Here is a 13817-nt window from a genome sequence, read left to right as displayed (position 1 = left end):
TATTATGCATTCCTAGTATAATAGTCGATACTTAACTTATCTGCTACATATTTTGCAGTTTCAATGGCATTATTCTCTTCGTTATGAAATGAAATTTTAAAACGGTCATTACTTTCATCCCAAATAATTACCTCGTAAACATCATTATTATTTAAATAAATTGATGTGTAAGTGAGTTTACTTATAGTTTGCCATTTTCCATAACCAAAAGGACCAACAGAGTAATATTTACGATATATACTTTCTTTAAGATTAAAGTGATGATTATTAACAACAGAAGCTAATAGTGCAAGTGTTATAATATAAATTTCCATTTCTAGAATATGTAAAAAGGAAATGGTATAATTTTCGACAGTTGATACTGAGGTGTTGATAAAAAACTTCACTATGATAAAAACAGCAAAAGCATAAAGAATAGCAGCCATAAACCTAAAGATAAAATGTTTTTGGCCACCTTTTATTATTATGAGTTTATTCATACTTACTAATCTCCTTTTTAGCAGTTTCAAACTCTTCTGGTGTATTGATGTTTCTAATCAAATGGTCATCTATTTCAATAATTTCAACATCAGAATTAATTAGCACTTTACGAGGACATGAATATCCTTGTGCTAAATATTGTAGTAATTTAGTATACGCCTTTGGTTCGTAAATGGTAATTAAAGGCTCAGGAAATTCTTTGCTTTTCCCTTTAATTGCTGTTGCTATTTTACTCGGATTTCGTTTTTGTAATAATAACTGAATTAACTCATCATTTACAAAAGGAAGATCTGTAGCGACTACCAGCCAAGCTGAATTAGGATCTTTTTGAAAGGCAGAACAAATTCCGCCAAAAGGACCAAGATTTAAAAAAGTGTCGTGAATTTCAGCTGGTTTTTTAGAAGGTAATTGTACAGAATAAAATGTTTCTAAAGCATTGTTTTCTAGGAGTTCTTTTGTGTATTCTTTTTGAGGTTTTCCATAATAATCTAATTCAGATTTATCTGTTCCCATTCGGGTACTTTTTCCACCAGTTAATACCAACCCTTTAACAGGAGCAATATTTTCTTTGATTAAATTATGAATGTGATTTGTAATTTTATCAACATCATGAATCGTGTAACAAGTTGTATTTTCTATCAGTGGAAATTTTTCGATTAAACAATCAAAAATCTTAGTATCCGAATTTAGTTTTACAATAAATTGGATGTTTGTAATTTGATCTAATCTCTTTTCTATAGAAGCTTCTTTTTCATCATCTAGAATCAGAATTTGTTTAGCACCTTCGTAATGATTCCCGTTTATAAGCACAAAATCATGATTAATAAACTGTAAACGTTGCTCAAACTTATTAACGCTTGAGGTTGTGTTTACTTGTAAATTACCTTCATGGTGAAAGGTATATTCGGTTACGATGTTTTTATCAAGGTCTTTTGCGTGAGAAGCATCGAAATACCCTAAGTTATAGTTTGATAATTTAGTTGAAACCTTTGTAACTAAATCAGCAATAACTCCACATTTAGTTCCCAAAATAGCAACTTCATTGGTAGCAAAATTATCGTTGAATTTTTTAGTGATATTTGCGTGTTTTTGATGTTTTTTACCCATTTTTAATATCTGATTTACCGCCAGTTTTTTCTACTAATTTTACTTCTTTAATCACCATTTTTTGATTGATGGCTTTGCACATATCATAAATAGTTAAACAAGTTGCAGAAGCGCCCGTTAAAGCTTCCATTTCAACACCTGTTTTTCCTTCGATAGTTACTTTACAAAAAACCTCTAATTGTTCATCGTCAACAATATTTATATCAATATCTACACCGTTAATTAATAACGGATGACACATAGGAATAATATCAGATGTTTTTTTTACAGCTTGAATGCCAGCAATAATTGCGGTTTGAAAAACGGGTCCTTTTTTAGTAATTAAGTCCTCATTTTTAAAATGAGAAATAATTTCAGCTCCTAAAAACATCGTAGCTTTTGCAACCGCAGTTCGCTTGGTAATTTTCTTATCAGAAACATTCACCATTTTAGGTTGATTCTGCTCGTTTATGTGCGTGAATTTGTTCATTTTTTATATTTAATTACAGGAAAAGTACTTCCTGATTTAAATTCAATTTGTGTTGTTTTCGGAACTTCAATAAAACCAATCGAACTGACATGTTGAATTGTTATTTCATTTTAATATGATAGTGTCACTTCGAGTAATTTTCGATTTTATGAGAAAATTGTATCGAGAAGTTATTTAAACTTCTTCTTTGCTAAATTAGGAAGATTTTCAAAAGCACCATTTATTAAAGCCTCTTTTTTAATTTTTGACCAATTTTTTAGTTGTTTTTCTTTTGCAATCGCTAATGCTACATTTGTAAACTCACAATAAAAAACTAATTTTAAAGGTCTTCTTTTAAACGTATAACTACCTATGTGTTTTCCTTCTTTATGTTCCATTAATCTTTCTTCAAGGTTAGAAGTAAAACCAGTATAATATGATTTGTCAGAACATTTTAAGATGTAAACATAATAGATTTTCATATTGATTGTATAATAGTTCTCGATACACTTTTATTTCCATTGTCATTTCAATAAAACTACTCGAACAGACAATTTATATTGTCACATCGAGTGAATTTGATGTCCGATAGGAAAAACAAATTTGTATCGAAATGTTGATTATATAATAGTTCTCGATACACTTTTATTTCCATTATCATTTCAATAAAACTACTCGAACTGACAATTTATATTGTCACATCGAGTGAATTTGATGTCCGATAGGAAAAACAAATTTGTATCGAGATGTTGATTGTATAATAGTTCTCGATACACTTTTATTTCCATTATCACTTCAATAAAACCACTCGAACTGACAATTTCCATTATTATTTATGTTGATTGTATAATAGTTCTCGATACACTTTTATTTCCATTGTCACTTTAATAAAACCACTCGAAAAGACAGGTTGAATTTAATAAAATAAACGAATAGTATTGTCATATCGAGTGAGTTTGATGTCCGATAGTAAAAACAAATTAGTATCGAGATTTTATTTTTTATATCTAATTACAGGAAAAGTACTTCCTGATTTAAATTCAATTTGTGTTGTTTTCGGAATTTCAATAAAACCATCAGCAGCAACTAAACTTGCTAAATCTCCAGAACCATTTCCTTTTATAGGAGTTGCAATTAAATGCCCAAAACGATAACTTAATTTTACTTGTAAAAAATAAGTTAAATTAGGTTTAAATTCAATATCATGAGCTAAGATAGCTGTTTTTTCATTTGCTTTTATACCTGCTGATTTATAATACCAAGGATAAAAATAAACTAAACAGTTTACAAAAGTAGAAACCGGATTTCCAGGAAAAGCAAAGACAACTGTTTTGTTTTTTTCATTCACGGAAACATGTTGCTCATTAATACCTAAAGCATCTGTGAGGCCGAACCAGAAAGGTTTCCCTGGGCGTTGAGTTACTTTATGAAACAACTTGTTTACTCCTAATTCAGTTAACACCTCGGGTAAAAAATCGAATTTACCTTTACTCACCGCTCCGCTAAATAAAAGCACGTCATATTCTTGCAGGTAGCCAGCAATCTTTTCTTTTAAGATAGTTTTATTATCAGTAATATGTGCTGTTTTAGAAGGAATGTTCAGTTCATTTAATAACGAAACCAACGTATATACATTAGATTTTCTTATTTGATAATTTAAAGGAGTTTCATGCACATCAACTAATTCATCACCAGTAGAAATAATCATTACTTTCGGTTGTTTGGCTACTTTAATAGTCGATTTACCTACAGTAGCAATCACACCGATTTCAGCAGGAGAAATAATAGTGTTTTTGTTAATTAAAACAATTCCTTGTGCTTTGTCTTTTCCCTTTGGATGGATGTTTTGATGTTTGTTTATAACATCAACAGTAATTCTTGCAATTCCGTTTTCTATTTCAATATCTTCATAACGAATTACGGTATCACAGTTATTAGGTAATACGGCGCCAGTCATTACTTCTATACAATTCTCTGAATTTTGCATAGATAATTGCTTGCTGCCGGCTGGCTGAATTGCTTCTGCTTTAAAACTTCGTTGCCCGTTTTTAAAATAAGAATGATTTATTGCAATTCCGTCCATAGCAACGCGATTAAAAGGCGGGAAATCTCTATCGGCAATAATATCTTCTTTTAAAATTCTACCTACAGATTCTATAAACGGAATTTCTTCTGTACCGAAATCTTGAGTGCTTTGTGAAATTAGATGTTTAGCTTCTTTTACAGAAATCATATTTTAAGTTATCAGAGGTCTAATAATGATGTCTCTTTTGTTAAAAATCAAAGTTATGAATTTATTTAGTCAGAAAATATGAGGTTTACATTTTTGTATATTTTATATGTGTTTAGTCGTTGTTTTATTAAATATAATGATGTTTAATTATCAGTAGGTTTTAATAATACTTTTTTAAATGAGTTAATTTTATTCTTATTTGAGCAATACTTATGCTTTTTATCTGTTTAGTTTTGTACCAGCATAAGGATTAAAGCCGAACATCCTTAAAATAGTAGGCATCAACTTTAAAAACAAAAAAATGAAATTAATTAAATTAACAGCTATAACATTAGTTTTATCATTAGTATTAGTGTCTTGTGATAACAATAAAACCAAAAAAGAGCAAATAACTGAAGATACTAAAGAATTAGTAGAAGATGTTAAAGAAAGCATGGAAAATGTTGCAGATGAGATTGAAGAGGGTTTTGATAATTTAGGTGATTATACATACGCTAAGAAATCTGATTTAGAAACAGAGGTTAATAAAAGTATGAAAAAACTAGATGCTGAAATTGAAAGTTTAGAGAATAACTTTAACGAAGCTAAAGCTGAAACTAAAGAGAAAAATAATGAGATGTTGGCTGAATTAAAAGCTAAAAGAGCTGCATTAGGAGAAAGTTTTGATAAGTTAGGTAACAGTACAGAGGATAACTGGCAAGATGTAAAAGATGGCTTTGAAAAAGCATATAAAGATGTAGAGAATAGCTTTGAGAAGTTAGCTGATGATTTAGAGAAATAATATTCTTTATTTTATGAATAAAAATTAAGAGTAGTTTTTTAACTTGCTTTTAATAAAAAAGAGATTGGTAGTTTTAAACTATCAATCTCTTTTTATTTTTGTGAATATATCAGCTTTTTAATATATTATTACCCACCAATTGTGCTCATACTTTCAGTAACAATTCCTTTTTTACGATTTGCTTCTGCTATAAATCCGTTTTCGGGCTTTTCTTTTATCAGAGATAAAAAAAGTTCTTTTAAATCGTCGTTACTTGCACCGTTACGAATAAAATCACGCAAGTTAAAAACACCATCATCAAATAAACAGTTTTTAAAAGTACCGGTTGAGGTAATTCTTATTCGATTACAATCGTTACAAATAGTACGTGTAAATGCAGGAATAATCCCTACTGTTCCTTGATGATTTTCGATAGAGAAATTACGTGATGTAGATGATTTTTCTGAAACAATAGGCGCAACAGTATACTCAGATTTTATTTCTTCTATAATTTTATTATAATTCCAGCTTTCTTTCATTTCTCGTTGCCCTTTTCCGTTAAACGGCATTTCTTCAATAAAACGAACTGCAATATTTTTATCTTTTGTTAAGGCTACAAAATCGTTTATTTCATCAGTGTTAAAACCAGATTGCACCACTACATTCAACTTTAAGTTTAACGAGCTATTTTCTAATAATTCGAAAGTTTTATACACTTCAGGAAACACATCGCGACGTGTAATTTTCGCAAATTTATGAGTGTCTAAACTATCAATACTTAAATTGATGTTTTTTATTTTCTCTAACTTTTCTAAAGTTTGTATGTGGTTAGCAACTAATGCTCCGTTTGTAGTAATATTAATTTCATCTAACAAATCGTTATAAGATAACATATCTAAAAACGACATAAAATCTTTACGAGCAAAAGGCTCACCACCTGTTAAACGAACTTTGTTAACACCTAATTCGGTAAGTACACGAATAAGGCGATACATTTCTTTATAAGTTAATAGCTCTTTTCGAGGCACAATATCAATACCATGAGCAGGCATACAATATTGGCAACGAAGGTTGCAACGATCGGTTACTGCCAATCGAACATAGCTAATTTGTCTGCCGAAATTATCAATAAGTTTGCTCATATTGTAAAGGTATTAAACAATTTCCATCTTCTTTAATAAAAAGGAAGCGTTCATGTTTTTACACACGCCGTTTTTCATTTTATAATCAAAATGCAACTCGTTATTTATAATCTCAGCATCAAAATAATAGTTTTTAATGGTCGTATATTCTGATGATAATTCACATAAACTAACATCGTGTGTGGCGATTATTCCGGTAGAGTTTGATTTGTTTAGTTTTTCAATGAATTTTTTAGAACCAATTGCTTTATCCATGCTATTTGTTCCTTTTAAAATTTCATCTAAAATGATAAAATAATTTTCTGTTTTAATTTCGTTTACGATAAATTTTAAACGTTTTAGTTCGGCATAAAAGTAAGATTCATCATCGCTTAAAGAATCTGAAGTACGCATACTTGTAATTAATTTAACCGGATTGTATTTTACCTTTTCAGCACATATTGGTAAACCAGTATTAGACATTACAATTGCTAAAGAAACAGCTCTTAAAAAAGTACTTTTTCCTGCCATATTTGCGCCAGTAACAATAAAAAATGCTTCATTATCTATTACAAAATCATTGTCTATCCTTTTTGTCGTATTCAATAAAGGATGTCCTAAATTTACTGCGTTTAAAACTGATTTTTCGTTATTTATAGTAGGAAATATATACTGGGGTTTATTAAAAACAAAATTTGCTAACGAATTTTGTGCATCAAAAAAAGAAACAACATTAAACCATTCTTCAACAGTGCTTTTGTAGGTAGTAATCCATTTTTCTATTTTAATAGTGTTGCGAATATCCCAAAGAAAAAGTCCGTTACCAACAACAGCAATAATAATATTATTACGTTGATCGAAAGCATCCAATTTTCTAGAAAACTCTTTAAATATGGTAGATGCCTTTTTGTTTTCTTGTTGAATTTTAGCTTGTTGTTTTTTTAATGTTGAATTGGTGAATTTCTCATTTTCTATTTGTGCTAATAACTGATGGTATTGATTAAACGTTTCTTTTGCTTTGGTGGTTTCAGTCGCTAATTCTTGAATATTTTTAAAAAAGAAAGCAGTCGTTACTAAACCAATAACAAACCATATTAAAAGTATAGAAAACGGAATAATAGCAAAACTTAATAAGCCAATTAAAACAATTGAAATAGCAGAAAAAACATACGAAAAAAGTGCTAAGAAAGATGGTAGCTTCTGCTCATAAGAATGCACCCATTTTACAATAACAGGTATTGCCGTTTTTGTGCTTATTAAACTAGCAACAGCCGTAAAGTGTTGACGCCATTTTACTTTTGACGCAAGTTCTTGTGTTATTTTTTGTTTTTCTTCAATACTGTTAATATCGTTGCTTGTTAAAATAGTAGCTAATAGTTTTTTTCCTTCATTGGTTGCTGTTCTGTTTATGTATTGAAAGAAAGAACCAACACCAAATAAATCGATATCATTGCTAAAATAATGCTCGGGATTTGTAAATTCTTTTCCACTCTCTAAATCAGAAAATGTACCATTTAAAACAGCTATTTCTGTTTTATTAATAGTCAGTTTTGCTTCCAAAAGATTTTTTGTTTGTTTTAAACGTAAGTGTTTTGTTACTAAATAAACAAAAGCAATTAAAGCGATAACACTTGCAATAAAAAATAAGTTGTTTTTTGTAATAGCTATATAGGCTGAAAAAGAAATGGTTAAGAAAGCCAAAAGACGTAAAACACGAGTTATTAGTAATCGTTTTTTTAACGCAATTAAAAGGGTATTTAAACTATTGATTTCTTCTTTATAAAAAGGAATTGGTTGTTGCATTGTGTAGTAAATAAATATTAGTGTAAATGTACATATAGCAACTTACATATCTTTATAAAATTGTATTTTCGTTGTATGCCAACTTCATTAGAACTTCAGCTAAAAACACTACCTTCTTCACCAGGAGTTTATCAATATTTTGATAAAGATGAGGTGATTATATATGTAGGAAAGGCTAAAAACTTAAAAAAACGTGTTTCTTCTTATTTTACGAAGACTCATGAGAATGGTAAAACGCGAATTTTAGTCAAAAAAATTGTTCGGATAGAGCATGTTGTTGTCGACACAGAAACGGATGCATTATTGCTAGAAAATAACTTAATTAAAAAGTATAAACCGCGTTACAATGTTTTATTAAAAGATGATAAATCTTATCCGTGGCTTTGTATAAAAAAAGAACGTTTTCCGAGAGTTTTTTCTACTCGAAGAGTTGTTAAAGATGGTTCTGAATATTTTGGACCTTACACCAACATGAAAATGGTGCAATCACTCTTAAGTTTAATTAAAGAGTTGTATCCGCTGCGAACTTGTACATACGATTTAAGTCAAGAAAAAATAGATTCTTACAGGTATAAAGTTTGTTTAGAATACCATTTAGGTAATTGTAAAGGGCCTTGTGAAGGGCATCAGCATGAAGATAATTATTTAGAAGAAATTAAGGCAATTAGAAATATTCTTAAAGGAAATTTTAAAGAAATTTTAGAGCGATTACAACAAATAATGCTCGATTTTGCTTCGGATATGAAATTTGAAGAAGCTCAAAAAATTAAAGATAAATTAGATTCTTTAAAAAATTATCAAGCGAAATCTACTATTGTAAATCCGTCTATTAATAATGTAGATGTTTTTTCTATTATTTCTGATGAAACTCACGGTTACGCAAATTTTTTTAAAGTGATGAATGGCGCAATCGTGCAATCATACACCACAGAAATAAAAAAGAAACTAGAAGAAACTGATAAGCAATTATTAGAGTTGTTTATCATAGAAACTCGCAACCGATTTAACTCGTTGTCAAGAGAAGTTTATGTGCCTTTTAAAGTCAATTTAGGAGAGCAAATAAAAGTGACCGTACCTAAATTAGGAGACAAAAAACGGATTGTAGATTTATCAGAAAGAAATGCGAAGTATTATCGCATGGAGCAGTTTAAGCAAATAAAAATTGTAGATCCAGATCGTCATGTAAAACGAATCATGAGTCAAATGCAAAAAGATTTACGTTTGCATGTAGAGCCACGCCATATAGAGTGTTTTGATAATTCGAATATTCAAGGAACACACCCTGTTGCTGCTTGTGTGGTTTTTAAAGACGGTAAACCAAGTAAAAAAGAATATCGTCATTATAACATTAAAACAGTTGAAGGGCCTGATGATTTTGCATCGATGGAAGAAGTAGTTTTTCGTCGTTATAGGCGCTTATTAGAAGAAAAGCAACCGTTACCTCAGTTAATTGTTATTGATGGAGGAAAAGGACAATTATCATCAGCCTTAAAAAGTTTAGACGCTTTAGGTTTAAGAGGAAAAATAGCTATTATCGGAATTGCAAAACGATTAGAAGAAATTTATTATCCAGGAGATTCTGTGCCTTTATATTTAGATAAAAAATCAGAAAGTTTAAAAATAATTCAGTTTTTAAGAAACGAAGCCCATCGATTCGGAATTACGTTGCACAGAAATAAGCGAAGTAAAAGTGCTATCCAATCAGAATTAGAACAAATTCCTGATATTGGTAAACAAACCATTACTAATTTATTACGTAAATTTAAATCAGCAAAAAGAGTAAAAGAAGCTACGTTAGAAGAATTAAAAGAAATTGTTGGGTTCTCAAGAGCTCAAAAAGTATATCAATTTTATCAAAAAGAAAAAGAATGAAAAAACTATTAATTATATTGTTTTTACCTGCAATTATGCTGGCACAAAACCAACCTAAAGTAGGATTAGTTTTAAGTGGAGGTGGGGCTAAAGGTTTTGCTCATATTGGCGTTTTAAAAGAATTAGAAAAGGCAGGAGTGCAAATAGGTTATATTGGCGGTACAAGTATGGGAGCCATTGTTGGTGGTTTATATGCTGCTGGATATTCTGCAGATAAAATTGAAGAGATTATTTTAAACACCGATTTCGAAACAATTATAAGAGATAAAATTTCTCGTAGAGAAAAACCTCTTTTTAATAAAGAATATGGCGAAAAATACGCAATTAGTTTGCCAATAAAAGAAGGAAAAATAGGACTTCCTTTGGGTTTATCGAGAGGACAAAACATCTTAAACTTCTTAACAGAATTATTAGCTCCTGTAGATGATATTCGTGATTTTTCTCAACTACCAATACCATTTTATTGCATTGCAACAAATGTTGAAACAGGCGCAGAGGTTATTTTAGATGAAGGTTCCTTGCCTTTAGCATTAAGAGCAAGTGGTTCTTTTCCGTCTTTATTAAATCCTGTTGAAATTGATGGAAAATTATTAATTGATGGTGGCGTTGTAAATAACTTTCCGGTTGATATTATGAAGAAAAAAAATATGGACATAATAATCGGAGTTAGTGTTCAGGGCGAGTTATTAAAAAGAGATGAATTATCATCTGTGGCTTCTTTGTTAATGCAAATTGTAAATTTTAAAATGTATGAAAAATCAGATAATCAAGTTCAGTTGTTAAACTTTTATATTAAACCAAATGTTGAAGAGTATAATGTGATTTCTTTTGATAAAAAAGAAGAAATTATTGAGGAAGGAAAAAAAACAGCAAAAACTTTTAAAATTGTTTTTGATAGTATAGCTAAACTTCAATATAATAAAAAGCTGCCCAAAAAATTAAAAGTTAAAAAAGAAAAGTTTTTAGTAGATAGAATCATTATCAAGGGAAATAAAAATTACACGAATAATTATATTTTAGGTAAACTGCAGTTAAATCAAGGAGATAGTATTTCGTACAGCGATATTTCACACAAAATAAATACGCTAACAGCTTCCAAAAATTTTAAAAGAATTGATTATCATTTTAAAAAATCCTTTAAAGGAAAAAAACTAGAATTAGTAGTGCAAGAAGATGATGTTAACTCTTACTTAAGGTTTGGTTTGCATTATGATTTGTTATATAAATCAGCTGTGTTATTAAATTATAACCATAAAAAATTACTAACTCAAAATGATGAATTATCTTTAGATGTAGGAATTGGAGATAAAATTAGATACGATTTTCAGTACTTTGTAGATAATGGCTTATTACCAAGCTATGGTGTAAAATCTAGATACAATACATTTAACAACGATTTTTTGTATGATGCTGATTTAATAAATGTGAGGTATGCCGATTTTACAAACTCGTTTTTTTTGCAAACAACAATGGATAAAAAGTTTGCAATAGGCGTAGGTGTTGAACAAAAGAAGATAGAAATAAAATCTAGTAATGTATTAAGTAACGGTCAGGAAACATTTTTTGATGATAGTAATTATATAAATACATATGCCTTTTTAAAGTTAGATACTTATAATAAAGAGATGTTTCCTACAAAAGGTTTTTATGCAGACGTTGGTTTAAAGTGGTTTGTTTGGTCAGATAGAAATGATAAATTATCAAGATTAGTACCAGATAGCGAACCTTTTCAGCAATTTTCTCAAGCTGGTGGAACATTAGGTTTCGCAACCACTTTTTACAATAAACTTACATTTCAATATACATCACAAGCAGGTTATACTTTGGGAGATAAAACATCTTTAATGTTTAATTATCGTTTGGGAGGTTATAACCAAAACTATATTAATAATTTTAAACCCTTTTATGGATACGAAACGGGTGTTTTAAGTGATCAGTCTTTTTTAAAATCAGAGTTTAATTTCAGGTATCAGCTTATAGAGAAGCATTATGCTTCTTTTATTGCCAATTACGCTAGAGTAGATGAAGATGTTTTTTCTGACCCAAATCTGTTTAAAAACACCAAATCGGGCTATGCTTTAGGGTATAGTGTTGAAACTTTTTTAGGTCCAGTAGAATTAAAATACACATGGTCGCCAGATCATAAAGAAAAATACTGGTTATTTAATTTAGGTTTTTGGTTTTAGCGCATAAAAAAACCCGTTTCGAAAGAAACGGGTTTTTATTTCATAATAAGATTGCCTTACTTACTTCCTTTTTTTTCAAAAAGAATTTATATTGTAAGTATTGGTATGCATCTCTAGGTAATATTTTAATCCACTTTTTGTGTTGAACATACCATTTAAAACGAATAGAGTTTACGCCTTTTGTTAAATAAGCAGCTATAAAAGGGTGCGTATTTAAGGTAATTTCCTTGTAGTCTTTACCGCTATTTAATATGCGTTCTAATTCAACTTCTATTTTGTCTATTAAAACAATAGGAGCTTCAACTTCTCCGTTTTTATTCGGGTTTGGTTCACGTGTTTTTATTTCTAATTCAGGTCGTACACGTTGTCTTGTAATCTGTACTAAACCAAATTTACTCGGAGGTAAAATTTTGTGTTTTGTACGATCTAATGACATTGCATCTTTTAAATGCTGATATAATTTCTGTCTGTTTTCAGTACTCTTCATATCAATAAAGTCAACCACTATAATTCCACCCATATCACGCAGTTGTAACTGTCGTGCTATTTCTGTAGCAGAAATTAAGTTAACTTCTAAAGCAGTTTCTTCTTGGCTTAAAGCTTTGTTTGAGCGATTACCACTATTTACATCAATAACATGTAAAGCTTCGGTGTGTTCAATAACTAAATACGCACCTTTGCTCATAGAAACTGTTTTACCAAACGATGTTTTTATCTGACGTTCAATACCGAATTTTTCGAAAATTGGAGTGTCAGATTTATGAAGTTTTACAATACTTTCCTTTTCAGGAGATATTTCTTGTAAATACTCTTTAATCTCAACCATTAAATCTTTATCGTTGGTTACAATACTTGTAAAAGAATCATTCATTACATCTCTTAAAATAGAAGATGCTCTGTTTAACTCACTTAATATTTTTGTTGGCGTGTTTTTGTTAGCGATGCTATTACACATTTTCTCCCAACGTTCAAGTGAATTTTGTAAATCTTTATCTAGTTCTGCTACCTTTTTATTCTGGGCAACAGTACGTAAAATAAGCCCAAACCCTTTTGGTTTGATGCTTTTTGCTAATTTTTTTAAACGTTCTTTTTCTTTTGGATCTGCTATTTTCTGAGATACAGATACTCTGTTAGAAAAAGGAACTAAAACTAAAAACCTACCAGCTATTGATAGTTCCGAGCTAATACGCGGACCTTTGGTAGATATTGGTTCTTTTACAATTTGTACTAATAAATTTTGACCTGATTTTAGTACATCATTAATACTCCCGTCTTTATTGATATCATTCTCAGAGCGAAAGTTTTTTAAAGTGAATTCTTTATAATTACCTGTGCTTACCTTCTTAATGAATTTGTTTAAAGATTGTACTTGTGGCCCTAAATCATGATAGTGTAAAAAACCATCTTTAGGGTAACCAACATTTACAAAAGCGGCGTTTAAACCAGTCATCACTTTTCCTATTTTTGCTAGAAAAACATCTCCGACTGAAAATTTATTATCGCTTGTTTCTTTGTTTAATTCAATAAGTCTACCATCTCTTAGTAAGGCGAAATCAATATCAGAAGAATTTGAACGAATTATTAATTCTGTTTTCATTCTGAATATAGTTTTGTGCCAACGTAATAATTTTTACGAAGACGGATTAAAATTTGTAAACAGGTATAATTTTTATACCATTTTAAGGTGTTTAAACCTTAATGTCAATGAACTTAATAAGCTTATAAAAGCAACGAAAAAGTAAGCGTTAGCTTACTTTTTCTTGTGACGATTTGCTCTTGCTCTTTTCTTTCTTTTGTGTGTAGAGAT

Annotated in this window: 11 protein-coding genes; 3 read left to right on the top strand and 8 right to left on the bottom strand. The window is 29.8% G+C overall.

The features are described 5' to 3' along the window. Positions 1 to 2 precede the first annotated feature (2 nt). The 5 genes from RRF68_RS08890 to RRF68_RS08870 all read right to left on the bottom strand — a co-directional run bounded on the left by RRF68_RS08890 (position 3) and on the right by RRF68_RS08870 (position 4268). Entirely contained in the window at positions 3 to 479 is a 477-nt protein-coding gene (locus RRF68_RS08890; protein ID WP_218771776.1) for a hypothetical protein, read from the bottom strand. Next, entirely contained in the window at positions 472 to 1587 is a 1116-nt protein-coding gene (locus RRF68_RS08885) for an NTP transferase domain-containing protein (protein WP_218771775.1), read from the bottom strand. The genes RRF68_RS08890 and RRF68_RS08885 overlap by 8 nt, the downstream gene beginning before the upstream one ends. Beyond that, positions 1580 to 2056 carry a cyclic pyranopterin monophosphate synthase MoaC gene (gene moaC / locus RRF68_RS08880; protein ID WP_218771774.1) on the bottom strand — a complete coding sequence of 159 codons (477 nt, stop codon included), beginning with the start codon at positions 2054 to 2056 and terminating at the stop codon, positions 1580 to 1582. The genes RRF68_RS08885 and moaC overlap by 8 nt, the downstream gene beginning before the upstream one ends. A gap of 170 nt (positions 2057 to 2226) precedes the next feature. Beyond that, positions 2227 to 2517 (bottom strand): GIY-YIG nuclease family protein, encoded by a 291-nt coding sequence (locus tag RRF68_RS08875; RefSeq protein WP_218771773.1) that lies wholly within the window; start codon positions 2515 to 2517, stop codon positions 2227 to 2229. Positions 2518 to 3029: 512 nt separating this feature from the next. Next, a complete protein-coding gene (locus RRF68_RS08870; protein ID WP_218771772.1) occupies positions 3030 to 4268 on the bottom strand; it encodes a molybdopterin molybdotransferase MoeA in 1239 nt (412 codons plus the stop codon). 301 nt (positions 4269 to 4569) lie between these two features. Here RRF68_RS08870 and RRF68_RS08865 point away from each other — a divergent pair, with 301 nt between their 5' ends. After that, entirely contained in the window at positions 4570 to 5049 is a 480-nt protein-coding gene (locus RRF68_RS08865; protein WP_218771771.1) for a hypothetical protein, read from the top strand. Between the two features lie 128 nt (positions 5050 to 5177). On the opposite strand, the gene moaA is transcribed toward RRF68_RS08865, so the two are convergent. Together moaA and RRF68_RS08855 are read right to left on the bottom strand one after the other, a co-directional pair. Next, on the bottom strand, positions 5178 to 6170 hold the full coding sequence (moaA, locus tag RRF68_RS08860) for a GTP 3',8-cyclase MoaA (protein ID WP_315944121.1): 993 nt from the start codon (positions 6168 to 6170) through the stop codon (positions 5178 to 5180). Positions 6171 to 6182: 12 nt separating this feature from the next. Beyond that, positions 6183 to 7952, bottom strand: coding sequence for a MutS-related protein (locus RRF68_RS08855; RefSeq protein ID WP_315944120.1), 1770 nt, complete (start codon positions 7950 to 7952; stop codon positions 6183 to 6185). Positions 7953 to 8027: 75 nt separating this feature from the next. Here RRF68_RS08855 and uvrC point away from each other — a divergent pair, with 75 nt between their 5' ends. Both uvrC and RRF68_RS08845 read left to right on the top strand, forming a co-directional pair. Further along, positions 8028 to 9824, top strand: a complete 1797-nt coding sequence (gene uvrC, locus RRF68_RS08850) for an excinuclease ABC subunit UvrC (protein WP_315944119.1) — start codon at positions 8028 to 8030, stop codon at positions 9822 to 9824. Then, positions 9821 to 12010 (top strand): patatin-like phospholipase family protein, encoded by a 2190-nt coding sequence (locus RRF68_RS08845; protein ID WP_315944118.1) that lies wholly within the window; start codon positions 9821 to 9823, stop codon positions 12008 to 12010. Before uvrC ends, RRF68_RS08845 begins: the two co-directional genes overlap by 4 nt. A gap of 40 nt (positions 12011 to 12050) precedes the next feature. Here RRF68_RS08845 and RRF68_RS08840 read toward each other — a convergent pair whose 3' ends face one another. Beyond that, positions 12051 to 13607: a ribonuclease E/G gene (locus tag RRF68_RS08840; RefSeq protein WP_315944117.1), complete on the bottom strand. Its 1557-nt coding sequence runs from the start codon at positions 13605 to 13607 to the stop codon at positions 12051 to 12053. Positions 13608 to 13817 lie beyond the last annotated feature (210 nt).

This window comes from Tenacibaculum sp. HL-MS23 (assembly GCF_032463465.1).
Taxonomy (GTDB): Bacteria; Bacteroidota; Bacteroidia; order Flavobacteriales; family Flavobacteriaceae; genus Polaribacter; species Polaribacter bernardetii.
The sequence above is the reverse complement of the archived record's forward strand: the minus strand, read 5'-3'. Positions and strand labels throughout refer to the sequence as shown.